The organism is Caenibius tardaugens NBRC 16725 (assembly GCF_003860345.1).
GTDB lineage: Bacteria > Pseudomonadota > Alphaproteobacteria > Sphingomonadales > Sphingomonadaceae > Caenibius > Caenibius tardaugens.
Window position 1 is genome coordinate 1,809,881 of the sequence record NZ_CP034179.1, and the last position, 23,133, is coordinate 1,833,013.

Below are 23,133 nucleotides of genomic sequence, written 5' to 3' on the forward strand. Positions count from 1 at the left end.
GAATTCAAGGATAGCTCTTATGAAAACGCTTGTTTGGGTCGAACACGACAACGCTTCGGTCAAGGACGCCACGCTGGCTGTTGTGACCGCCGCTTCGCAGCTTGGCGAAGTGCACCTCCTCGTCGCCGGTGAAGGCTGTGCGGCTGTTGCCGATCAGGCTGCCAAGATTGCTGGCGTTGCCAAGGTCCACCTGGCCGACAACGCGGCCTATGGCCACGCTCTGGCAGAAAACGTCGCGCCGCTGATCGTCGATCTGATGGGCAGCCACGACGCGTTCCTCGCCCCGGCCACCTCCAACGGCAAGAACATCGCACCGCGCGTCGCAGCCCTGCTCGACGTGATGCAGATTTCGGACATTCTCTCGGTCGAAGGCGAAAAGACCTTCACCCGTCCGATCTACGCCGGCAACGCGATTGCCACGGTTGAAGCCAGCGATGCAAAGCTCGTCATCACGGTACGCGGCACCGCGTTCGCCAAGGCTGCTGCTGAAGGCGGTTCGGCTGCGGTTGAAGCCGTTGCTGGCCCGGCCGATGCCGGTCTGTCGAGCTACGTCGGTTCGGAAATCGCCAAGTCGGAACGTCCGGAACTGACCAGCGCCAAGATCATCGTTTCGGGTGGTCGCGCACTGAAGGATGCGGATACCTTCCAGCAGGTCATCTTCCCGCTGGCGGACAAGCTGGGCGCCGCTGTCGGCGCATCGCGCGCGGCGGTGGACGCGGGCTACGTCCCCAATGACTATCAGGTCGGACAGACCGGCAAGATCGTCGCTCCGGAAGTTTACATCGCAGTCGGCATTTCCGGCGCGATCCAGCACCTTGCAGGGATGAAGGATTCCAAGACCATCATCGCCATCAACAAGGACGAGGATGCACCGATCTTCCAGGTGGCCGATCTCGGCCTCGTGGCGGACCTGTTCAATGCCGTGCCGGAACTGACCAGCAAACTCTGACAACAGGCGCAAACGCACACAGAAACGCCCCCGCAGCTTCGGCTTCGGGGGCGTTTTCGTATCGGCGATACGTTTCTTGGGCTTGTCACCTCACCGCTTGTGCCTGACAATCACGCCACGCGGTGGAGATTGCCGATGACACGCCGGTTGCTCGCTTCTGTTGCTTTGCCATTTGCCCTGCTCGTTGTGACCTTGGGAGTTCCGCTCTCGCCCGCCACCGCGCAGGAACAAGGGACACTGATCACATCCGATCCGGTGGCCGATACCCCGCCGGGCATGCAAGCGTGGCGCATATCTTATTGGACCCGCGACGATACCCAGCGCCTGATCCCGGTGACCGGCATGGTCATCGCCCCAAGGGAGGCTGCCCCCCGTGCGAAGCGCCCTGTCATCGCCTGGGCGCATGGAACCTCAGGTGTCATGCCCCGCTGTGCCGTTTCGACCAATCCTCTCATCTTTTCCGTTACCCCGGCGCTGCCCGAGATGATCGCCGCCGGTTATGTGGTGGTCGCACCAGACTATCCCGGGCTCGGCAGCACCGGGCCGCACGGTTATCTGGCCGGGGAAGAAACCGCCCGTTCCGTGCTGGACGCGGTGCGCGCGGCGCAGCAAATTCCTGGTGCCCACGCGGGCAGCCGTTTTGCCGTATGGGGTGAATCCCAAGGCGGCCATGCCGCGCTGTGGACCGCCCGGGAAGCGCGCACCTATGCCCGCGATCTCACACTGGTCGGCACTGCCGCCGCGGCCCCGCCAACCGCTATCGCGGAGAATTTCCGCCGGGCGAGCGAACCCAATGTCAAAGCCATGCTAACCGCTTACGTCGCCTACAGCTGGTCGCAAAAATATGGCGCGCCTCTCAACACCCTGTTTGGAAAGGTCAATCGCGGGATCGCCACACGACTCGCGCAGAACAATTGTATCGAGTTGGGCATGACACCCAAGTTGGGGACGGTGGTGGGCATCCTGTCCGTGCGCGGCTCCATAAAGGGCAAGGACATCGGCCGGATCGAACCCTGGGCTTCGCTGGCGCAGAAGAACAGCATTGATCCCGCCCTCGTTCCTTCCCCGGTACTGATCGCACAAAGTGTGAAGGACCCTGTCATTGCACCGGCGGTAACCCGAAATTTCGCTGCCGGACTTTGCAAACACCGCAAGGCTGTCCGCTATGTCGCGCTACCCGGCGGCGATCATGCGCACAGCGCCCGGGACAGCGCCTCTGTGACATTGGCCTGGATCGCCGATCGTTTTGCCGGCCTTCGCGCGCCCGATGATTGCCCGCGCCTCTGATGGGGATCTCGCCGGTTTGGCAAGCGCAATAACCCCATGCATCGACGCGAACTGTTGCCATTCGCGCTGCCGCCCGCACGCGCATGGTATCGCCACATGCACATCCGTCCCGCCCGTGCCTATGGCGATGGTCTCGTCATGTACGGGCAACGCACATCCTGCGTAAGCCGGGGCCAAGTGCAAACGGCCCGCAGCACCAGCAGCGTCACAGCACGCTGTCGACAAAATGGATCGCAAGGCCGACCAGCCCGCCAACCATCGTACCATTGATACGAATGAATTGCAGATCGCGGCCCACGGCGGTTTCGATCCGCGCGGTCACCGTGCGGGCATCCCAGCGGCGCACCGTTTCCGACACCAGTTGCACGATCTGCCCGCCATATCGCGTGGCAACGCCAACCAGCGTGCGCCGCGCGAAACGGTTGATCAGCTGTTGCAGGCGCGCGTCATTTTCCAGCGCCTGACCCAGTTCCACCAGCATCGCGCCAAATTGCCCTGACAACGCCTGTTCCGGATCGTCCACCGCGCGCAACAGGGCCGCGCGGGCGCGTTCCCACAGGCCATCCAGCCAGTACCCCACGGAAGGATCGGCAAGCAGTTCCAGCTTCATCGCCTCGACCTTTTCGCGCAGGGCGGGATCGTGCTGCAGCGCGTCGGCCAATTCCTGCAACCCTTCTTCCACTTTGCGCCGCAAGGGATGGTGCGGCTGCACGGCCATTTCAGCCAGGAGCTTGTACATGCCATCCAGCACGGCATTGGCGATTTTGGAATCGAGGCCAGTCAGTTGCAGCAGGCGGTTGGCGCGCTGCGAAATCATCGTGCGAACCAGTTCCTCATTGGCTTCCAGGGTCCGGCCAAGCCAGCTTATCGCGCGGTCCATCACCGGCAGATGGCGCCCATCCGCAATCGCCGCGCCGATCATCTGGCCCATTAACGGGGCCACCTCGATCTTGTGAAGCTGGCCCCGCAGCCCTTCCTTGACCATGCCGCCCAGCCGTTTCTGATCGAGCGAACGCAGAAGATCACCGAACAGGCCCGCCGCGCCATTGCGCAGACGCTGTTCGCCGGTGCGTTTTTCCGTCAGGAACCGGCCAGCGGCAGCGGCCAGATTCATGTTTCTGATCCGGCGGGCGACCACTTGCGGCGTCAGGAAATTCTCCCGCAGGAACACGGCCATGGTGTCTGCGATCCGGTCCTTGTTTTCCGGAATGATCGCGGTGTGCGGGATCGGCAGGCCCAAAGGCCGCCGGAACAATGCGGTGACCGCAAACCAGTCTGCCAGCCCGCCGACCATCGCCGCTTCGCTGAAGGCCAGCAGATAGCCCCAGGCGGGGTGCAGTGCCGCGTTATGGCGCGCCAGCAGGAACAGCCCCGCCATGAGGATCAGCAGCCCCGTCGCAGTCATCCGCATCCGGCGCAGGCGTTGCTCTGCCGTGCGCGGAAATGTTCCTGAAGGGTCGCTGTCTGCCACCACTATTCCGCGGGGGCCGACGCGCCGGGATGATGTTCCCTGTCGTCACCGGGACGATAGGTGAGGAAGCGATTGCGCAGCCAGGGGCCAACACGCTTTTCAAAGCTGTCAGCCAGACTGAACCCGGCCGGCACGATAACCAGTGTCAGCACAGTGGACAGCAGCAGCCCGCCGATCACGGTTGTGCCCATCGGCGCACGCACCGAACCATCGCCCGACAGCGCGATGGCCGTCGGCACCATGCCCGCCGTCATCGCGACGGTGGTCATGACAATCGGCTGGGCGCGTTTGTGCCCGGCATCGATAATCGCCTCCAGCTTGGGCACGCCGCGTTCCATCTCCTCAATCGCGAAATCGATCAGCAGGATGGAGTTTTTCGCCACGATCCCCAGCAGCATAAGAATGCCGATATAGACCGCCATCGACATCGGCTGGCCGATCAGCACGATCGCCAGCAACCCGCCGAGTGGGGCAAGCAGAAGCGAGGTCATATTGACCAGTGGCGAAACGATGCGCTTGTACAACAGGACCAGCACGCCAAAGACCAGCAGGATTCCGCTGACCACAGCCGTGCCGAAATTCACCACCAGTTCCTGTTCCATCTTGGCATCGCCCACCGCTTCGGTGCTGATGCCATTGGGCAGATCCTTCATGATCGGCAGATTGGCGATCTGCTGATCAACCGGCCCCTTCACCGCGCCCGGCGCAAGATCGGCGCCAATGAATACGCGGCGTGCCTGATTGTAACGCTGAATCTGGGTCGGACCCGCACCGAAACGGATCGTGGCCAGCCGTTTCAGCGGCACCGATTCGCCGGTAACAGTCGGCACCGGGAGATTTTCGATTGTCGAGAGATCACGGCGTGACGATTTGGGCATGATCACCCGGATCGGCACCTGCCTGTCCGACAACGAGAATTTGGCCGCATCGCGATCGATCTCGCCCAGCGTGGCAATCCGTATGGCCTCGCTCAACGAACCGGTGGTAACCCCCAGTTGCGCGGCAAGATCGAAATGCGGTTCGATAATCAGTTCGGGCCGCTGCAGATCGGCCGCAATCCGCGGCGCGACAGCATCGGGGATAGTGCGCATCTGATCCACCAGCTTCTGCGCCGTATCGTGCAACAGTTCGGGATCGGAACCGGTCAGCATGACCGTGATATCGCGCCCGGAACCGGCCCCCATCGATTGCGTGGCGAAGGCCACCCGCGCATCGGGTACCTGCTGCAGTTGCGGGGCCAGTCGCCGTTCGAATTCAATACTGGTGCTGTCGCGATCTTCCCGCAGCGAAATGTAAATATTCGCGGCGCCTTCACGGATGACGGCGACCGCCAGTTTCACTTCCTGCTGCGCCTTGAGCATGGCCACGACTTCATCGGCGACCGCCGTCGTCTGTTCCAGCGTGGTGCCCGGCACCATCTCGATATTCACCTGGCTGGAATCGTTGTTCGAATTGGGCATGAACTGCGTGGGCAACGAGGTCAGCAGCGTGATCGTAAGCATCAGCGCACCGATGCCAATACCCAGCATCCAGATCCGGTGATCCCGCAGGTAAGCCTTGAACCGCACCCACAGACTGCGCGAATGGCCCATGCGCGCACGATAGGCATCGGCGCCCGTCTTATCCAGCGACCAGCGCAGAACCTTCATATAAAGGTCCATCATCCGGCCTTCGCCGTGGCTGCCCACACCTTTGGCCTCAAGGAAATAGGCCGCGAACATCGGCGTGATCATACGCGCCACTGCAAGGCTGATCAGCACGGCGACCACGACTGTCAGACCGAAGTTCTTGAAGAACTGCCCCGATACGCCCGGCATCAGGCCGACAGGCAGGAACACCGCGACAATCGAGAACGTGGTCGCCACCACGGCAAGACCGATTTCATCCGCCGCATCGATCGATGCCTGATAGGCGGTTTTGCCCATGCGCATATGGCGCACGATATTCTCGATCTCCACAATCGCGTCATCGACCAGCACCCCGGCCACAAGGCTCAATGCCAGCAGCGAGAAGGTGTTCAGCGTGAACCCCATCAGGTCCATGAACCAGAAGGTCGGGATCGCGGACAAGGGGATCGCAACCGCGGCGATAATGGTCGCCCGCCAGTCCCGCAGGAAGAAGAAGACCACGATCACCGCCAGAATCGCTCCTTCCACCATGGCTTCCATGGAGGCGGCATACTGCCCCTTGGTATAATCGATCGTGGTGAACAGGGGCGTGATGCGAATACCGGGATTCTCGGCCTCGATCTGTTTGATCTTCTCGATGGCGCCATCATAGACCGTGACGTCCGATGCGCCTTTGGCACGCTTGATCCCGAAGGTGACAACCTGCCGCCCGTTCAGCTTGGCGAGCGAGACCTGTTCGGAATAACCATCATAGACATTGGCCACGTCGCTGAGCTTGATCGTGCGGCCATTGCCCAGGCTGATGCGCGTATCGGCCAGCGCTCGCGCATCGGCGGCATTGCCCAGCACGCGCACCGACTGGCGCGCGCCCGCGATTTCCGCCTGACCGCCCGATGCGTCAACGTTGACCTGGCGCAGCGCGCTGTTGATCTGGCCCGCCGTCACCCCCAGCGATTGCATGCGCGCCGGATCGACAACCACCCGGATTTCACGATCCACGCCGCCGCCACGTTCGACTTCGGCCATGCCTTCGACCGACAGCAGGCGGCGCGAGATGGTGTCGTCAACGAACCAGCTGAGTTCCTCCATCGTCATATCGTCGGCGCTGACCGCCATATAGGCCAGCGGCCCGCCACCCGCCGTATCGACCTTGGTGACTTGCGGTTCGAGAATGCCGTCGGGCAAATCGCCGCGGATCTGGTCAACCGCGTTCTTGACCTCGCTGACCGCGACATTGACGTCGGTGCCGATCGAAAAATACACCACTGTCAACGAAGAGCCTTCGCTCGCCGTGGATTCGATATAGTCCACACCGCTGATAGAGCGGACGGAGGATTCCACCTTCTCAGTGATCTGGGTGACGATTTCGGTCGGTGCCGCGCCCGGCTGCGCCACTGTGACAATCACCGCCGGAAAGTCGATATCCGGCGAATCGTTCACATCCATGCGCATGAACGAGACGAGGCCTGCCAGCAGCAGCCCCACGAAAACGATGCAGGGTACGATCGGGTTCCGGATCGACCATGCAGAGATATTGCGCAAGCCCATCGTCAGATGCTCATTTTGCCGGTTGCCTGATCAACGATGGCTTGATCTTCTCGCCCAGCGAGAGGAACGCACCGGCGCGATAGACGATCTTTTCACGGCCAGTCAGACCTTCGACCACGGCAATGCCCTGCTTGGTCACGATCCCAGTCCTGACCGCGCGGCGTTGCACCCGGTCCTCCTTGTCGACCACCATGACGAAACTGCCCTTGTCATCGTTCTGGATCGCCGATTCCGGCAGCAGGGGGGCGACGATCACACCGCTCTGGATCGTGGCCGAGGCAAACCCGCCCGGGCGCAGCGCCGGCGAATAGGACAGCGCGATCCGGGCCGTGCCCTGACGGTTCTGTGCATCGATCACCGGGGAAACCTGCCAGATCTGGCCGGTGAAGCTTTCGGCCGATCCCACCGGGGTCACCGTAGCCGATCGCCCGACTGTCATTTTTGCGAGATCTTCCTCGCTCAGCTTCGCCAGCAGTTCGAGTTCACCGCCCTTGGCAATGCTGAACAGCACCGTGGGGCCACCGGTGACGACTTGTCCCGGCTCCGCGCCACGCGTCAGCAGAAGCCCGGCTTCGGGCGCAACGATGTTGAGCCTGGCGGCACGGGCCTGCAATTCCCCATGCTGGGCCCGGGCGACGTTGACGCGCGCCACGGCGGCATCGCGAGTTGCAGTCAACCGGTCGACATCCGCCTTGGAAATGAATCCGCGCGCCACCAGCTTGAGCGCGCGATCGAGATTGGACTGGGCCAGCTGGGCATCGGCGCGCGCGACGGCGATCTGCGCCGATGCGCTTGCGATCTGCTGGTTCTGAACCGAGCGATCCATAACCGCGAGCACCTGCCCACGATTGACCCATTGACCCGGTTCAACCGGAACGGACACGATCCGCCCGCCTTCCCCTTCCACACCAACGGGCAGTTCCCGCCGTGCAGCAAGGGTGCCGGTGGCTTCGATAATGCCGTTAATCGAGGTGGTGCCAGGCACCACAACCGATACGACAGGCAGGGTCGACGCCTCGTCAGACGTGCCGGTCCCACGGCCACCGTGCAGAAGCAGTGCGGCAATCAGCAAGACGACAAGTACCAGGGCCGCGATGAAGATCAGACGACGGCGGGACGAGCCCGTATCGTCTTCGGGCACTGAGGCCCCCGCCGCGAGACGGACATCTTCAGCGGTTTCGGGTGTGACGGAAGATTCGTAGTTCATGGTTTCTGCCGTTGCCCAGCCCATCGGTTACCCGCGACGCCATCGCCGCCAGTGCGGCACCTGTTCCGCGCGTGCCGCCATAAACCCCATGACCAACGCTGGCAATTGCGAGTCGGCTGTAAACGCCCGCGAAACGCAGAACGGGGCGGTTCCGCCAGCAGCGGACCGCCCCGTTCTTGAGTAACGGTCGACGACGCGCTTAGCGCACGCGCCCCCGCTGTACCAAATTGGCGATCGCAAGGAGTATAACCGCGCCCACGAGCGCAATTACCAGACCCTGGATGGAAAATTCCTTCACGCTCCCCTGAATACCGAAAAGAGGGCCCGCAAGGGCATTACCGATCAGGGAACCGACACAACCGACAACAATGTTCCAGATGATGCCCATGGATGCATCCCGGTTCATCACCAAACTGGCAAGCCAACCAGCCACGCCACCGACAATCAACGCAATAATCCAGCCCATATTCAGTCCTCCTCCTGTTCTCCGGCAAGGTGCCGGTTGATTTACGCTTTACTTGGATTTTCGTTCCATTGCATCTTAATAAGCGGCAGTCAGGATTTGGATACGCCCCCCGGATTGGACATCTTCTTTTCGCATTGCACAAAAAAAGGGCCGGCATAACCGGCCCTCCAAACGATCATGATGCAATAGCTCAATATTTGAGCTGGCGTTCATATAGATCGCGATAATGCTGAATCCGCGTGACCCGCAGTCCTTGCATACCTGAACGGTCTACAGCCCGCTGCCAGGACGCAAACTCCTCCAGCGTCAGGCCATAGCGCTCCAGCACTTCGTCAATTGTCAGCAGCCCGCCATTAACGGCAGCGACCACTTCCGCCTTGCGGCGAACCACCCAACGGCGTGTGTCAGCCGGAGGCAGGCTATCAAGCGTCAGCGGCTCCCCGAGAGGGCCGATAACCTGCGCCGGTCGAATTTTCTGATTTTCGATCATTCTGTTCCTCGATCGCCGGTCCTAGCAATGTCCCCGTGTTCAAACCCCTTGCGCGCATTCGGTTTTCGATTGCATAAATCATCAAGGTTAACAGGTCGTTTACTTTTTAAACCAGGCTCCATACCGGCCCCCGTATGGCCCCAATCCCCATCGTCACGAAACATCCCGGCGCTGCGCAGCGAACGCGCGGCAGCGAACCGTGCGACCAGATCGCGCCACGACAGGGGATGCAAGGCATCCGACATTGGGGCCGCCGCGAAGCGGGTGGCCCTATGCCATTGATCTGTTTTGACATCGTCGAACATGACACGGGTATAACCCCACCATTGTCAAAATTGCGTAAATCAGCACGATAATTATCCTGTCACCGCTGAAGGCAGGCTTTGCCGTCGGCCTAACAGACGTGTATGGGCGCCGGATGACGCGCCCCAGCGACCTTGATCTGGATTTCGACCCGGCCATTCTGTTCGATCTGCCCCGGGCTGCGGCGCAATGCCGGATCGTCGTTGCGATGTCCGGCGGCGTCGACAGTTCGGTGGTGGCCGCACTGGCGGCCGCGAGCGGCGCGGAAGTGATCGGGATCACGCTGCAACTCTACGATTACGGTGCCGCGACAGGCCGCAAGGGCGCCTGTTGCGCGGGCGACGATATCCGCGATGCCCGCGCGGTGGCCGATCGGCTGGGCATCGCGCATTACGTCTTCGATCACGAATCCTCGTTCCGCGAAGAAGTGGTCGAGCGCTTCGCTGACGATTATCTCGCCGGACGCACGCCGATTCCCTGCATCCGCTGCAACATGGGGCCGAAGTTTACCGACCTTCTCGCCATGGCGCGGGATCTCGGGGCGGATTGCCTCGCCACCGGCCACTATGTCCGTCGCGTTGTCGGCCCCGCCGGGCCGGAACTGCATCGCGCGCTCGATCCGGCCCGCGATCAAAGCTACTTTCTCTACGGAACGACCGAGGCGCAGCTTGATTTCCTGCGTTTCCCGCTGGGCGGCTTGCCCAAACCGCAGGTACGCGCCATCGCGGAACAGTTTGGCCTGCGTGTCGCGGCAAAGCCGGACAGTCAGGACATCTGTTTCGTTCCCGATGGCGATTACGCAAAAATCGTGCGCAGCGTCCGCCCCGAAGGCGTTGCCGCCGGCGCCATTGTTCATGCCGAATCGGGCGCGGTTCTGGGCCAGCATGCCGGTGTGATTCACTATACGGTCGGACAGCGCCGCGGGCTGGAGATCGGCGGACAGCCCGAACCGCTCTACGTCGTGGCGCTCGATGCGCAAAAGGCTGAGGTTCTGGTCGGGCCCAAAAGGCTGCTGGCCGTCGGTGCCGCGCGCGTGATCGAAACCAACCGGATCGGCCCCTTGCCCGCCGCGGAAAGCGGCATCCCACTGACGGCCAAAGTCCGTTCGCTGGCACGGCCGGTGCCGGTCACGCTTGACGGTGCACTGGGCGATGGCGAGACGGTGACGCTCCGCTTTGCCGAGCCGGAATACGGTGTCGCGCCCGGTCAGGCCGCCGTGCTCTATGCCGGGGATCGCGTGATCGGCGGCGGCTGGATCGACGGAACCGAATCAGCCTGACCGATCGACCGCCCACCCGGTCAATCGTCCCATTTGTCCAGTACGCAGCCCCAACCATCGCGGTAACGCGCGGTCGCGCTGGCGAGCAGCGGCACACGCGCTGTCACGCTTTTCGCTTCGGGATTGTCGCTCAGGAAGACGAGACTCATGCCGTCTTCCATATCGCCTTTGCAGCTGCCCATATCGCGGCCGCCGATATAACGGCAGGAACAGGCCACATGCGCGCCATAGGCCGCGCCCGTGCGGGAATAGCCCAGCAACGGCGTGCTGTAGAAATAGAACAGGGCCGCCACCGCAACCGCGAGGACCAGCGCCAGCTGCACCCAGCGCCCGCGCAACAGGCCATAGGCATACCCCCCGCCTTTGCGTGTGAAAGGGGATTTGTTGCTGGAGGATTTCTTTGCGGTTGCCATCGTTCCCTGCTTGGGCGAGTGAAGCGCGGCATGCCGCGCCGCCTCCCCCTTATCGCCTCCCTTGCCCTGCTGCCAGCCCTGGCAGCGTGTGGCAGTGACGGCACGTCTGCGCCACCGCCCCCGCCCAGCGAAACGGCCATGGCGGCGGTTTCGAAAGACCCCGGCGCGCCTCGCGAACAACTGGCCCGGGCCACCGATGCCCTGTTCACTGCCGAAGAAATCGGCGAAACGCGCGCCCTGATCGTGATGTATCGCGGCGAAATCGTCGCCGAACGTTACGCCGATGGATTCGATGCCAAGACCCGCTTTCTTGGCTGGTCGCTGAGCAAGTCGGTCACGGCTGTCGCGATCGGCATTCTGGTGGCGGAAGGGAAACTTCGGCTCGACGAATCGCCCCCTGTCCGCCACTGGCAGCGCCCCGGCGATGCCCGCGGCGAAATTACCCTGCGGCAATTGCTGCAGATGCGCTCGGGCCTGCGCCATACCGAAAGCGCCGAACCGGCTTACGATGCGACAACGGTGCAATTGCTGTTCCTTGCGGGTCGCGATGACATGGCGGCCGAGGCGGAAGCGCAGCCGCTGGAAGCGGAACCCGGGCGGCAGTTCAAATATTCCACCGCCAGCAGCATCATTCTTTCCGATGTCATGGCGCGCGTACTGTCACCGCGCAAAGATGCCGCCAGCCGTCAGGCCGAAGTCAGCCATTTCATGCACGATCGCCTGTTTGGCCCGGTCGGGTTGTCATCGATGACGGCGGAATACGATGCGGCTGGCACCATGATCGGTGGGGCGATGATCCATGCCACCGCGCGGGATTGGGCTCGTTTCGGCGAATTTCTGCGCCATGGCGGTGCGGTGAAAGGCGCACAGGTGGTGCCGCGCGGCTGGGTTGCGTTCATGCGCCGCCCATCCCCCCGCGCACCCGATTACGGCGCAGGCCTGTGGCTGAACCGCAATTCGGGCGGGGATCGGCGGGTGTTGTTTCCCGGGCAAGCGCCGGGCAGCCTGTTCGCAATGGCCGGCCACATGGGCCAGTATGTGCTGGTGTCCCCCGAACAGAAGCTGACCGTTGTGCGCCTGGGCAAAACACCCGAAGCCGACACCCGCAAGCTGGTGGATACTTTGGCGAAGATCGTCGCGCTCTATCCGGCGGTGAACTGACGCTTCCCCGCCGTTCTAGTGACCCGAATCTGAAGTTCGCAACATTGCGAGGCAGGCGCTGAGCGAACTTCAGATTCATCAACCACACTAGCGCGGCAGGACATTCGCTGCGGCCAGACCCTGATCCCTGTGCCCGACCGGATCGGGGTGAATCAGCACCTCCACATCGGGAAATGCGGATTTGAGCGCCGTTTCGATCGCGTCCATCACCCGATGCGCCTCAACAATGGTCAGGGTGCCATCGAGCCACACATGGAACTGCGCGAAATCGCGATCGCCCGCCGTACGGGTGCGCAGATCATGCACCCCCCGCAATTCGGGCAGACGGGGGATGGCGGCGAGGAAGCTCTCCCGTTTGTCTTCCGGCCATTCCTTGTCCATCAGCTGGTCTATCGCCGCCTGCGAAGCCTTCCACGCCCCCCAGCCAAGCCACAATGCGATCAGGAACCCGAAGACCGGGTCCGCTCCGGCGATCCCGCCATACTGATCCAGCACCAGCGCCGCGATAACCGCAAGGTTGAGCAGCAGATCGGATTGATAATGCACATGATCGGTCGCAATCGCGAGGCTGCCTGTGCGGCGCAGCACATGGCGCTGCCACGCCAGCAGCACCAGTGTCGCGGCAATCGCCGCCACCGACACACCGATCCCTTCGGATGCCGCCTCCACACGGGATCCGGCAAGAAACTGTTCGACCGCGGTCAGGCCGAGTGACAGCGCCGAGATCGAGATCAGCACCACCTGAAACATGGCTGCCAGCGCTTCCGCCTTGCCATGGCCGAAGCGATGCCCCTTGTCCTCTGGCTGGGCGGCGACCCACACGCCCAGCAAGGTCGCAATGCTGGCGATCAGGTCCAGCGCGGTATCCGCCAGACTGCCGAGCATGGCGGTCGAGCCTGTCGACCACGCCGCCCAGCTCTTCAGCCCGACGAGAAACACGGCCACGGTTATGCTGGCCATAGCCGCAGAACGATTGAGCATGTTGGATTGCATCATAGCGTCCCGCTCCGGCCTTAGGGATAGAGCAGCGTGCTGCTCCACCCCGCGCCGTCGCGGGTGAAGCGCCGCCGTTCGTGCAGGCGATGATCGCGGTCCTGCCAGAATTCGATCCGTTCCGGCGACAGGCGAAAACCTTTCCAGTGCGGCGGACGCACCACATCGCCATCGGCAAAGCGCGCCTTCACCTCTTCATAGCGCGCCAGAAACGTCTCGCGCGAATCGAGCGGAGCCGACTGGTCCGATGCCACCGCGCCCAGTTGCGAATCGCGATGGCGGCTGGCGAAATAGGCATCGACGGCTGCCGCATCGACTTCAGTCAGCGGCCCTTCGATGCGAATCTGCCGGCGCAGCGATTTCCAGTGAAACAGCAGCGCGGCATGCGGATTGGCGGCGATTTCCTGCCCCTTGCGGCTATGCGCATTGGTGTAGAACACGAAACCTTCCGGGCCATACCCTTTGAGCAGCACCATGCGCACCGAAGGCAAACCCTCCGGCGTGGCCGTCGCCAGGGCCATAGCGTTGGAATCGTTCAGCTCCGTCCCGCGCGCCTCGTCATACCATGCGGCGAAAATTGCCAGCGGATCGCCATGCGGAATTGCATCCTGTTCAGCTTTCAAGGGACTTTCCTGCACAAAGAGGTTGAAGATAGCGCGACAGATCCCGTTGACAGTGACGGGGGGTGACAGGGGTGACACAGTTCTGAACCGGTGGATTGGCATCCTGCGGGCGGTATCGCAAGGACCGGAAGCCGCATCGGGCAAAGCGTGTCGCAAAAGCATGCATCAGGCGGAACTACGCCTGTACCATAAAGTAGGAAAGCCTGTGCTTGCGCCGCGGCGGACAGGCACCTAGCTATGGGCCATGGCAGATCCCTATACCACTCTTGGCGTTGCGCGCGGTGCGAGCGAAAAGGACATCAAGTCCGCCTATCGCAAGTTGGCGAAGGAGCTTCACCCGGATCGCAACAAGGACAATCCCAAAGCTGCGGAACGCTTCTCGGAAGTGACCCGCGCCTACGACTTGCTGTCCGACAAGGACAAGCGCGCCCAGTTTGACCGGGGCGAGATTGACGCCGATGGCAACCCGGCCATGCCCTTTGGCGGCGGGTTTGGCGGGGGCGGCCCCGGCGGAGGCATGGGCGGCGGCTTTCGCGGCTTCGGCGGGGGCGACGGGATCGACCTTGACGATATTCTGGGCGGCATGTTCGGTGGTGGCCGTCAGGGCGGTGGTTTTGGCCGGAACCGCCCCCCGCCGCGCGGCGGTAATGTACAATACCGCCTGAAGGTGTCCTTCACCGATGCCGCCGCCGGCAAGGAACAGCGCATCACGCTGGGCGATGGCAAGACGATTGACCTGAAGCTGCCCGGCGGGGTGGAAGACGGCACGCAAATGCGCCTCAAGGGCAAGGGCGAACCCGGCCCCGGCGGCGCCGGTGACGCCATTGTGATCATCGAGGTCGGCACGCACCCCTTCTTCAAACGCGATGGTCAGGATGTCCGACTGGACCTGCCGATCACGCTGGAGGAGGCGGTTAACGGGGCCAAAGTCAAAGTGCCGACAGTGGATGGTGCGGTCATGCTGACCATCGCGCCCGGCAGCAGTTCGGGCAAAGTCCTGCGGCTGAAAGGCAAGGGCTTTACACGCACCAACGGCACCCGGGGTGACCAGCTGGTCACGCTGGAGATCGATTTGCCCCAGGGCGATGACGATCTCGTCAAACGGCTGGAGGGCTGGCACGATACCCGTAATCCAAGGGCCCGTCTGGGTGTCTGATGGCAGGGGATAATCCCCCCGATCCCATGCCCGCAGGGGATAGCGTGCGCCTGCCGCCCGTGCCCGATCATTCGCCCGAGGCGCGGCGCCGCGCCGCCCTGCTCTCCCCCGCGAAAGGCAGAAAGGGGCCGCGCCGGTTTATCGGCGTGCGCGCCTACAATGTCATCCAGCGCATGTTTGCCGGGATCTGGGCGGACGGGTTCATCCATGCGGGCAATCTGGCCTATATGGGCATGTTCGCGATCTTCCCGTTCCTGATCCTCGGGGCCGCATCGCTGTCGCTGCTTTCCATAACCGATCTCAGCGCCGGGTCGATCACATCGGTTTTCGAAGGCCTGCCCGTGCGCGTGCGTGACGTCATCATTCCCGTGGCCGAAAGCGCCATTGCCGCGCGCACCGGCCCCTTGCTGTGGATTGGCGGGCTGGTCGGGCTGTGGTCGACATCCAGCCTGGTCGAAACGATCAGGGACATGTTGCGCCGGGCCTACGGCACGCGCCCGACACTCAGTTTCTGGCGCTATCGCGTGCTTTCGTTCGGGATCACCTTGCTGGCGGTGCTGCTGCTGATGGCCTCGTTGCTGGCGCAGATCATTATTGGCGCGGCGGGCGAGATGATCGGGGCGTGGTTCCCGCAATTGGAAAGCCTGCTGTCGCACCTTTCGCTGTCGCGCATCGTGCCTGCGGTGCTGTTCTATTGTGCGGTGCTGCTGCTGTTCGTGACGCTGACACCGGCGGCCTATCGCACCCGCCGCTACCCGAAATGGCCCGGCGCCCTTGCGGTAACCGTATGGACGGTGGGCGTGTCCGCGTTGCTGCCGCCCATGCTGCGCACGGTCTTCACCTATGATCTGACATACGGAAGTCTTGCCGGGGCGATGATCACGCTTTTCTTTTTCTGGCTTGTGGGGCTAGGGATGGAAGCAGGTGTCGAGCTCAACGCTGCGCTCGCACGAACGCCTGAGGAGGAGGAAGCAGACGCATGACCGGTTTGATGGCAGGGAAACGCGGCTTGATCATGGGCCTGGCGAACGACAAGTCGCTGGCTTGGGGAATCGCGCAGAAACTGCGCGAACATGGCGCGGAACTCGCTTTTTCCTATCAGGGCGAAGCGCTGGAAAAACGCGTGCGGCCACTGGCGGAAAGCCTTGGCAGCGATTTCCTGATCGATTGTGACGTGTCCAGCATGGACGCGCTGGATGACGCTTTCGCGCAGCTCAAGGCGCGGTGGGACACGCTGGATTTCGTCGTGCACGCGATCGGTTTTTCCGACAAGAACGAGTTGCGCGGCAAATATGTCGATACCAGCCTCGACAATTTTCTGATGACCATGAACATTTCGGCCTATTCGCTGGTCGCGGTGACGAAACGCGCCGCCGAAATGATGCCCAATGGCGGCTCTATCCTCACCCTCACCTATTACGGCGCGGAAAAGGTCGTGCCGCATTACAATGTCATGGGTGTGGCAAAGGCCGCGCTGGAAGCCAGCGTGAAGTATCTGGCGAACGACCTTGGCCCCGTAAATATCCGTGTGAACGGCATTTCGGCAGGCCCGATCAAGACACTGGCCGCCAGTGGCATTGGCGATTTCCGCTACATCCTGAAGTGGAACGAACTCAATTCCCCGCTGCGCCGCAATGTCACGATCGAGGATGTCGGCGGCGCCGGGCTCTATATGCTGTCCGACCTGTCTTCAGGCGTGACCGGCGAAACCCATCACGTCGACGCGGGCTACCATCTCGTTGGTATGAAACAGGAAGACGCGCCGGATATCGCACTCGCCTGAGTTTCCCTTCCGTTCATGTTCATGATACGTTCCTGATCTCGATTCGTCAGGAGAACAGTCATGACCACAAGCGGTGCCAAAGCCGGTGCCCGCACAGGCGGCTGCCACTGCGGTGCGGTGCGCTATGAAGTGACCGGCCACGCCGCCCATCACGCCATCTGCCATTGTGACGATTGTCGCGCCTCCTCGGGCGCGCCAATGGTCGCATGGTATGCCGTGGGGGAAGACCAGTTCCGCCTCACCGCAGGCGAACCCACGGTGTTCGAAGGGGCCACGGGCGCCGAACGCGCGTTCTGTCCGCGATGCGGCACCGGCCTGTTCTATCGCAATGCGCAGATCCTGCCCGGCATCGTCGATATCCAGTCCGCGACTTTCGACGATCCGGCGGAACAACCGCCGACGATCCAGATCCAGTGCGCCGAACGGCTGCCATGGGTGACGCAGATGGCTGCGATGCCGGAATTCGCACGCTATCCGGAAGAATAGCGTGCCCGCAAAATAGCACGCGCCGCGTTCAGCCTGCCTTGCGCAAGTTGTCCGGCACGCTGGCGGACGGCGTCGGCTGATCGGGCCAGATCCCGCGTGTATCGTAGACGGCCTTGTCTTCGCGTTCGGCCAACGGCACCGATTTGAAGACGTCATGATCGACCAGCACGATCAGCACGTCGCAGGTTTCCAGTGCCGTATCGACGTCAATCAGATGGGCGCCGGTGTCAGTGAATTCGATCGGCAGTTGCGCGGCATAGGGTTCGACCACATGCACGCGATCGCCGAACCGGCGCGCCAGCGTGGCTGCCACAAGCCGGGCCGGGCTTTCGCGAAAATCGTCGATATTGGCTTTGAAGGCCAGCCCCAGGCAGGCGATTTTCGCATCCGGATGGCTTTCCACCAATGCGGCCGCGCGTGCGATCACATGATGAATTTTGCCGTCGTTCACCCCGCGCGCGGTGCGGATCAGGGGCGTTTCATCGGGTGCGCCATGCACGATGAACCACGGATCGACCGCAATGCAATGGCCGCCAACGCCGGGGCCGGGCTGGAGAATGTTCACCCGGGGATGGCGATTGGCCAGCCGGATCACTTCCCACACATCCAGACCCATCGCATCGGCAACGACCGAGAGTTCGTTGGCGAAGGCGATATTGACGTCGCGATAGGCGTTTTCGACCAGCTTGGTCATTTCCGCGCTGCGCGCATCGGTGGTCACACAAGTGCCGCGCACGAACCGTTTGTAGAAAGCCAGCGCCTTGCGGGCGCAGCGCGGGGTAATCCCGCCGATCGACCGGTCGTTGTTGGTCAATTCCTCGAGAATGCGGCCGGGCAATACCCGTTCGGGGCAATAGGCAATCGCAACATCAGGCGTCCCTTCGCACAGGCCCGGCATTTTCAGATCGGGCCGCTGCCGCGCAATCAGATCGCGCATCTGCTCTGTCGTCCCCACGGGCGAGGTCGATTCGAGAATAATCGTATCGCCGGACTTGAGCACAGCGGCGACGTTTTCCGCAGCGGACAGCACATAGGAAGTATCGGGGGTGTGCTTCCCATCCTTCGCGAACGGGGTCGGCACGGCGATCACGAACACATCGGCAGGCGCAATGGCCGTCGCCGCGCGCAGCAGGCCGCGCTGCACCACCCCATGCACCAGACCATCCAGATCGACTTCCTCGATATGGATTTCACCGCGATTGATCGTGTCGACAACGTTCTGCGACACATCGAGGCCAAGCACCTTCATCCCCGCGCGGGCGATTACCGCCGCAGTGGGGAGCCCGATATATCCCAGGCCAACGACACAGACTTCAGGCAATTCGCTTCCGCGCATGGGGCATTCCTGCTGGTTGAAATTCGGCCATGCCGTAAAGGGGTAAACATAGCGGTAACGATCCGCCCGTGTCAGCCCGTGGCGAGCAATTCGACAATGCGGTGCGCGCTGTGGCCGTCGCCAAACGGGTTATGCGCCCGCGCCATAGCCGCATAAGCATCGGAATCATCGAGAAGACGGAAGGTTTCGGCCACGATCCGGTCCGAATCGGTACCGACCAGCCGGGCCGTACCTGCTTCCACGCCTTCGGGGCGTTCGGTCGTCTCGCGCATCACCAGCACGGGCTTGCCCAGTGCGGGGGCTTCTTCCTGCACCCCGCCGCTATCGGTCAGCATCAGTGTGGCAATATCGATCAGACGGGCGAAATGCGGATAATCGAGCGGGGCGATCAGGGCGACATTATCCAGCCCCGCCAATTCCGCCTCCATCACCGACTGCACATGCGGGTTGAGATGCACCGGAAAGATCAGCGCAACATCGTCGCGCGCGGCAATCTGGCGTATCGCCCGCGCGATCCCCTGCATCCCGTCGCCGAAATTCTCGCGCCGGTGGCTGGTCACACCGATAATCCGTTTCCCGGCGAAGCGAGCTTCCAGCTCGGTCAGCCCGGCCGCCAGTTCGGGCTTTTCCCGAATCTGTGCGGTGACCCAATGCAGGGCATCGATCACGGTGTTGCCGGTGACGTGAATCGCCGCCGGATCGGTATTTTCGCGCTTCAGCGCATCGGCCGCCGTTTCGGTGGGCGCACAATGCAGCCGCGCCATCGTGCCGATGATCTTGCGATTGATCTCTTCCGGCCAGGGGTGATGGATATTGCCCGACCGCAGCCCCGCTTCGACATGGGCCACGGGAATCTTGCGGTAATAGGCGGCCAGCGCGCCGCACATGGCCGTCGCCGTATCCCCCTGCACCACCACCCAGTCGGGGCGTTCCGCATCCAGAACCTGCCCGATCCCGGTCAGCAGCCGCGCAGTCAGGGCATCGAGGCTCTGATCGGGCTGCATGACGTTGAGATCGTGATCGGGTGCGACGCCAGCAATGGCCAGCACCTGATCGAGCATGCCGCGATGTTGCCCGGTTACGCAGACACGGCTGACAAACCGCGAATCGCCCCGCAGTGCATGGACCAGCGGAAACATCTTGATCGCTTCCGGCCGGGTGCCGAAAACAGTAAGTATTTTTAGAGCCATGCGCCCTTCCTAGTGTGGTGGATTTGAAATTCGCATCATTAATCGGCTAGGTGCGGCGCGAATTTCAAATCCATAAACCACACTAGAATCGATAAATTCTAGTGACCCTTATGAATCTGAAGTTCGCTCAGCGCCTGCCTCAGAATGCTGCGAACTGCAGATTCGGGTCACTAGCGTCCAATGGTTAAGGGCGCATTGGCGATAACGGGGCCTTATTGAACCGGATCGTCCGGGCTTTCGACAGTGCCAGCGGCGGCTTCTGCGGCCTTGCGTTCCTCATGCTCTTTCTCGAGCTGTTCCACCCGGCCCTGTTCCTCCGCGGCATCGGCATCGACGGTCGACAGCCGTTCTTCCCGCGCCTTGGCGATCAGTTCGCCGAACCGGTCTGCACCGCTTTCCTTGGCTTCGCCGCGCGCGGCGGCCAGCAGCTTCTGCGTACAGCCGAATTCCCCGCCCATCCCGACAGGCGAGCAGGAATTGGTGCCGGTGGCCCCGACCGTTTCATAGGCCAGCACACGTTCGGTCCATGCCTTGTTGGCGGGATCGCCGCTCAACCGCAGATCTTCGGGGATACGATAGCGCTCGTTCTCGGCCTTGCGGGCGCAGACGGTGATTTCCCCCGCCGTCGATTGCGGACATGCATCATCGCCGTAAATGATAAGCTGGTTGACCTTGTAGTCCTGATCCTGCGCTGCGGCAGGCGCCGCCCAGGCGGCCAAGGTCAAAGCGGAAAAACCGACGGCAATCAGGCGTTTCATCATCTCAACTCCATGGCGGAACACGCCGCCCCCTTTTTCCCTGCCCAGAGGCACCAATCCTGCTGAACCGGATATGACCCGGGCGGGTTGCACCGCATCCTGTTCGGATACCATGCTATAGATCAAATGCGTAACTGTCAGATTCTTTCCGAAAGCCGGATGGCAAGGCGGCACCCCGCCCGGATTGCCCCCGACAGCAGCGGGTAAGCCGGGGCCTGTTCCGCACCGGCAGCCAGCGCGGCATCGCGATGTTCACGTTCATCCGCGCGGAATGCCTCGACCAAAGTGGCCAGTTCGGGATCATCACCACCCGACAGTTCATCGAGTTGTGCGGTATAATGACGGTCGATTTCCTCTTCCACCGCCGCCGTACAGGCCATCGCGGCCTTCGGCCCGATCAGCGCGGTGGCAGCGCCCAGCGCAAAGCCCGCAACAGACCAGAACGGCTGCAACAGCGTGGGGCGCACCCCGCGCTGCGCCATAAGTGCATTGAAACGGGCAAGATGATCGTCTTCCTGACGGGCCATCCCTGCGATTTCGCCCGCGTGGGGGCCATTGCTGCCCAGTACCGCCAGTTGCCCAGCATAGATGCGCGTCGCCCCATATTCGCCCGCCTGATCCACGCGAATCATGCATGCGGTATCGGTTTTGTCACTGCGCATCGGGTAATCCCTTATCCTTTGGCCCTTTACGATTTGGCCCGCCTTTCGCCAGCAAAACGAAAATCGCCAGTGCGCCCAGAGTCGAGAAAAGGAAATTCCATCCGGCCAGCGAAATACCGGCCAGTTCCCACTGCACCTGATCGCATTGCACCAGCGGTTTGGCGAAAATCGCCTCCAGCGGGTCGCCGCCGGCGCTGCCCACCGTGCCGCTACAGGCGGTGAGCCCTTCCCACCAGCGATATTCCACACCCGCGTGAAAGGCCCCGATCAGACCGGAGACGAGAATCGCCACTGCGGCCAGTGAAACCCACAACTGACGCGGTGACGCCACGAAGCCGATGGCAGCCAGCGCCACGGCCACGAAATGCGGATACCGCTGCCACCAGCACATTTCGCAAGGATAGAGGCCGAACGCATATTGCCCGACATAAGCCCCGGCGAGCAGGCCCGCAGGCACGATCAGGGCGAGGATATTGGCCTGCCGTACCGATAGAGCCCCTGCCATGGTTCAGTTACGCTTGCCCGCCGGACGCACCGTCACGCTATCCGCGCGGCGCAGTGTTTCCAGCGCGTAATAGAGCTGGAAATCCTCGATACCCTTGGCCTTCAGTTCTTCGGGCGTGGCGGAAAAGCGCGGATCGGCGTTCTTGTCGATCTGCAACTGTTTGTCGTCGAGATCGACTTCGTTGACCAGGTGGCCACGCAAGTCGGATTCGCGGTAACGCAGCTTGGCCCGCTTCGCGCGGTCGGGATCGGAAAGCTGCGGCACCGTGATATCCGGTTCGATGCCGCCTTCCTGCACCGAACGCCCCGAAGGGGTGTAATACCGTGCCGTGGTGATTTTCAGCGCGCTGTCGCGTGTCAACGGCAGCAGCGTCTGCACGCTGCCCTTGCCGAAGCTGGTTTCGCCCATGACCAGCGCACGCCGGTGATCCTGCAGGGCACCTGCGACAATTTCGGAAGCCGAGGCCGAACCCGCATCGATCAGCACGACAATCGGCACACCCTTGACCACATCGCCGCGATAGACCTTCTCCGCATCGTAATAGATGTTTTCGCGCTGCACGCGGCCGCGCTGCGAAACGATCTGCCCACTGTCGAGGAACAGGTCAGACAGCGCCACGGCTTCGTCCAGCGACCCGCCGGGGTTGGAACGCAAGTCGAGCAGAAGGCCCTTCAGCGTACCACCAGCCTGACGACGCAGGTTCTGGATTTCGTTCTTCACGTCCGCACCGACATCGCGCGAGAATTCGTTCACCGTGATCAAACCGATATTCCCGGCCTCGAGCTTTGACGTCACGGGTTCCAGTTCGATCACCCCGCGCGTAACCGTCACATCGAAGGGTTCATCCCGGCCCGCCCGGAAAATCGTCAGCCGGATTTGCGTGCCCGCCGGGCCGCGCATCTTGGCGACGGCTTCGTCCAGTTCGAGCCCGTAGATCAGCTTGCCATCGAGGTGCGTGATGAAATCGCCCGCCTTCACACCGGCCTTTTCGGCGGGGCTGCCACGGAAGGGCGAAATCACTTTCACCGCCTGGTCATCCATCGTAACCGACAGTCCGAGCCCCTGATAATTGCCGTCGATCATCGTTTCGAGGCGCTGCAGATCAGAGCCATCGAGATAGGCGGAATGGGGATCGAGCGCGGCCAGCATCCCGTCAATCGCCCCGCGCACCAGTTTCTCGTCATCCACCGGTTCGACGTAGTTCGCCTTGATCCGTTGATAGACCGCGTAAAGCTTGCCGAATTGCGGCGCGGCGCGGCCATCCACCTGCGCAAGCCCGGCGGTGGCGACGGGCAAAAGCGCGACGGAAGTGACGAGCGCGATCGAACGCATCAGAGGGGCGATTTTCATGAGGATGCTCTCTATCGCGCCAGCGACCTGAACACCAGATGAGGATTGCAAGGGCCGTGCGACAAAACGGCATTTCCTTCCGGCTCAGG

General features: G+C 62.4%; 23 protein-coding genes. 8 read left to right on the top strand and 15 right to left on the bottom strand.

Translation table 11 applies throughout. From position 1 onward, the window contains the following. Window positions 1-19 precede the first annotated feature (19 nt). Window positions 20-949: an electron transfer flavoprotein subunit alpha/FixB family protein gene (locus EGO55_RS08250; protein WP_021689901.1), complete on the top strand. Its 930-nt coding sequence runs from the start codon at window positions 20-22 to the stop codon at window positions 947-949. 135 nt (window positions 950-1,084) lie between these two features. Beyond that, on the top strand, window positions 1,085-2,236 hold the full coding sequence (locus EGO55_RS08255) for an alpha/beta fold hydrolase (protein ID WP_021689900.1): 1,152 nt from the start codon (window positions 1,085-1,087) through the stop codon (window positions 2,234-2,236). A gap of 205 nt (window positions 2,237-2,441) precedes the next feature. On the opposite strand, the gene EGO55_RS08260 is transcribed toward EGO55_RS08255, so the two are convergent. From EGO55_RS08260 to EGO55_RS08285, 6 genes are all read right to left on the bottom strand, one after another. After that, window positions 2,442-3,647, bottom strand: coding sequence for a DUF445 domain-containing protein (locus EGO55_RS08260; RefSeq protein ID WP_040715300.1), 1,206 nt, complete (start codon window positions 3,645-3,647; stop codon window positions 2,442-2,444). A 62-nt stretch (window positions 3,648-3,709) separates the two neighbouring features. Further along, the gene (locus EGO55_RS08265) at window positions 3,710-6,883 is read right to left on the bottom strand and encodes an efflux RND transporter permease subunit (protein ID WP_021689898.1); all 3,174 of its coding nucleotides are present in this window, start codon (window positions 6,881-6,883) and stop codon (window positions 3,710-3,712) included. Window positions 6,884-6,893: 10 nt separating this feature from the next. Beyond that, window positions 6,894-8,090 carry an efflux RND transporter periplasmic adaptor subunit gene (locus EGO55_RS08270; RefSeq protein WP_040715501.1) on the bottom strand — a complete coding sequence of 399 codons (1,197 nt, stop codon included), beginning with the start codon at window positions 8,088-8,090 and terminating at the stop codon, window positions 6,894-6,896. Between the two features lie 199 nt (window positions 8,091-8,289). Further along, window positions 8,290-8,556 carry a GlsB/YeaQ/YmgE family stress response membrane protein gene (locus EGO55_RS08275; protein WP_021689896.1) on the bottom strand — a complete coding sequence of 89 codons (267 nt, stop codon included), beginning with the start codon at window positions 8,554-8,556 and terminating at the stop codon, window positions 8,290-8,292. Between the two features lie 190 nt (window positions 8,557-8,746). Further along, window positions 8,747-9,046, bottom strand: coding sequence for a CtrA inhibitor SciP (gene sciP / locus EGO55_RS08280; RefSeq protein ID WP_021689895.1), 300 nt, complete (start codon window positions 9,044-9,046; stop codon window positions 8,747-8,749). After that, a complete protein-coding gene (locus EGO55_RS08285) occupies window positions 9,043-9,351 on the bottom strand; it encodes a hypothetical protein (protein WP_124916753.1) in 309 nt (102 codons plus the stop codon). The genes sciP and EGO55_RS08285 overlap by 4 nt, the downstream gene beginning before the upstream one ends. Before the next feature lie 113 nt (window positions 9,352-9,464). Here EGO55_RS08285 and mnmA point away from each other — a divergent pair, with 113 nt between their 5' ends. Then, window positions 9,465-10,628: a tRNA 2-thiouridine(34) synthase MnmA gene (mnmA, locus tag EGO55_RS08290; RefSeq protein WP_021689894.1), complete on the top strand. Its 1,164-nt coding sequence runs from the start codon at window positions 9,465-9,467 to the stop codon at window positions 10,626-10,628. Between the two features lie 20 nt (window positions 10,629-10,648). Here mnmA and EGO55_RS08295 read toward each other — a convergent pair whose 3' ends face one another. Further along, a complete protein-coding gene (locus EGO55_RS08295) occupies window positions 10,649-11,041 on the bottom strand; it encodes a hypothetical protein (RefSeq protein WP_021689893.1) in 393 nt (130 codons plus the stop codon). A gap of 30 nt (window positions 11,042-11,071) precedes the next feature. Here EGO55_RS08295 and EGO55_RS08300 point away from each other — a divergent pair, with 30 nt between their 5' ends. Continuing rightward, on the top strand, window positions 11,072-12,202 hold the full coding sequence (locus EGO55_RS08300; protein ID WP_040715295.1) for a serine hydrolase domain-containing protein: 1,131 nt from the start codon (window positions 11,072-11,074) through the stop codon (window positions 12,200-12,202). An 87-nt stretch (window positions 12,203-12,289) separates the two neighbouring features. Here the strand turns inward: EGO55_RS08300 and EGO55_RS08305 are convergent, their stop codons facing one another. Both EGO55_RS08305 and pdxH read right to left on the bottom strand, forming a co-directional pair. Beyond that, window positions 12,290-13,198 carry a cation diffusion facilitator family transporter gene (locus EGO55_RS08305; RefSeq protein ID WP_021689891.1) on the bottom strand — a complete coding sequence of 303 codons (909 nt, stop codon included), beginning with the start codon at window positions 13,196-13,198 and terminating at the stop codon, window positions 12,290-12,292. Between the two features lie 17 nt (window positions 13,199-13,215). Continuing rightward, window positions 13,216-13,818, bottom strand: a complete 603-nt coding sequence (pdxH, locus tag EGO55_RS08310; RefSeq protein ID WP_021689890.1) for a pyridoxamine 5'-phosphate oxidase — start codon at window positions 13,816-13,818, stop codon at window positions 13,216-13,218. 244 nt (window positions 13,819-14,062) lie between these two features. Here pdxH and EGO55_RS08315 point away from each other — a divergent pair, with 244 nt between their 5' ends. The 4 genes from EGO55_RS08315 to EGO55_RS08330 are packed head-to-tail and all read left to right on the top strand — an operon-like array spanning window position 14,063 to window position 17,243. Beyond that, on the top strand, window positions 14,063-14,974 hold the full coding sequence (locus tag EGO55_RS08315; RefSeq protein ID WP_021689889.1) for a DnaJ C-terminal domain-containing protein: 912 nt from the start codon (window positions 14,063-14,065) through the stop codon (window positions 14,972-14,974). Further along, window positions 14,974-15,957 (top strand): YihY/virulence factor BrkB family protein, encoded by a 984-nt coding sequence (locus EGO55_RS08320; RefSeq protein ID WP_021689888.1) that lies wholly within the window; start codon window positions 14,974-14,976, stop codon window positions 15,955-15,957. The genes EGO55_RS08315 and EGO55_RS08320 overlap by 1 nt, the downstream gene beginning before the upstream one ends. After that, window positions 15,954-16,757, top strand: a complete 804-nt coding sequence (fabI, locus tag EGO55_RS08325; protein WP_021689887.1) for an enoyl-ACP reductase FabI — start codon at window positions 15,954-15,956, stop codon at window positions 16,755-16,757. The genes EGO55_RS08320 and fabI overlap by 4 nt, the downstream gene beginning before the upstream one ends. Before the next feature lie 60 nt (window positions 16,758-16,817). Beyond that, window positions 16,818-17,243 carry a GFA family protein gene (locus tag EGO55_RS08330; protein ID WP_021689886.1) on the top strand — a complete coding sequence of 142 codons (426 nt, stop codon included), beginning with the start codon at window positions 16,818-16,820 and terminating at the stop codon, window positions 17,241-17,243. A 28-nt stretch (window positions 17,244-17,271) separates the two neighbouring features. Here EGO55_RS08330 and wecC read toward each other — a convergent pair whose 3' ends face one another. The 6 genes from wecC to EGO55_RS08360 all read right to left on the bottom strand — a co-directional run bounded on the left by wecC (window position 17,272) and on the right by EGO55_RS08360 (window position 23,044). Next, the gene (wecC, locus tag EGO55_RS08335) at window positions 17,272-18,579 is read right to left on the bottom strand and encodes a UDP-N-acetyl-D-mannosamine dehydrogenase (protein WP_021689885.1); all 1,308 of its coding nucleotides are present in this window, start codon (window positions 18,577-18,579) and stop codon (window positions 17,272-17,274) included. Between the two features lie 71 nt (window positions 18,580-18,650). After that, window positions 18,651-19,769, bottom strand: a complete 1,119-nt coding sequence (gene wecB / locus EGO55_RS08340; RefSeq protein ID WP_021689884.1) for a non-hydrolyzing UDP-N-acetylglucosamine 2-epimerase — start codon at window positions 19,767-19,769, stop codon at window positions 18,651-18,653. 212 nt (window positions 19,770-19,981) lie between these two features. Beyond that, a complete protein-coding gene (locus EGO55_RS08345) occupies window positions 19,982-20,530 on the bottom strand; it encodes a hypothetical protein (protein ID WP_052023668.1) in 549 nt (182 codons plus the stop codon). Between the two features lie 134 nt (window positions 20,531-20,664). Continuing rightward, window positions 20,665-21,189, bottom strand: coding sequence for a demethoxyubiquinone hydroxylase family protein (locus EGO55_RS08350; protein ID WP_021689882.1), 525 nt, complete (start codon window positions 21,187-21,189; stop codon window positions 20,665-20,667). Further along, window positions 21,179-21,694 (bottom strand): disulfide bond formation protein B, encoded by a 516-nt coding sequence (locus tag EGO55_RS08355; RefSeq protein WP_021689881.1) that lies wholly within the window; start codon window positions 21,692-21,694, stop codon window positions 21,179-21,181. Before EGO55_RS08355 ends, EGO55_RS08350 begins: the two co-directional genes overlap by 11 nt. A 3-nt stretch (window positions 21,695-21,697) precedes the next feature. Next, entirely contained in the window at window positions 21,698-23,044 is a 1,347-nt protein-coding gene (locus EGO55_RS08360; RefSeq protein ID WP_021689880.1) for a S41 family peptidase, read from the bottom strand. Window positions 23,045-23,133 lie beyond the last annotated feature (89 nt).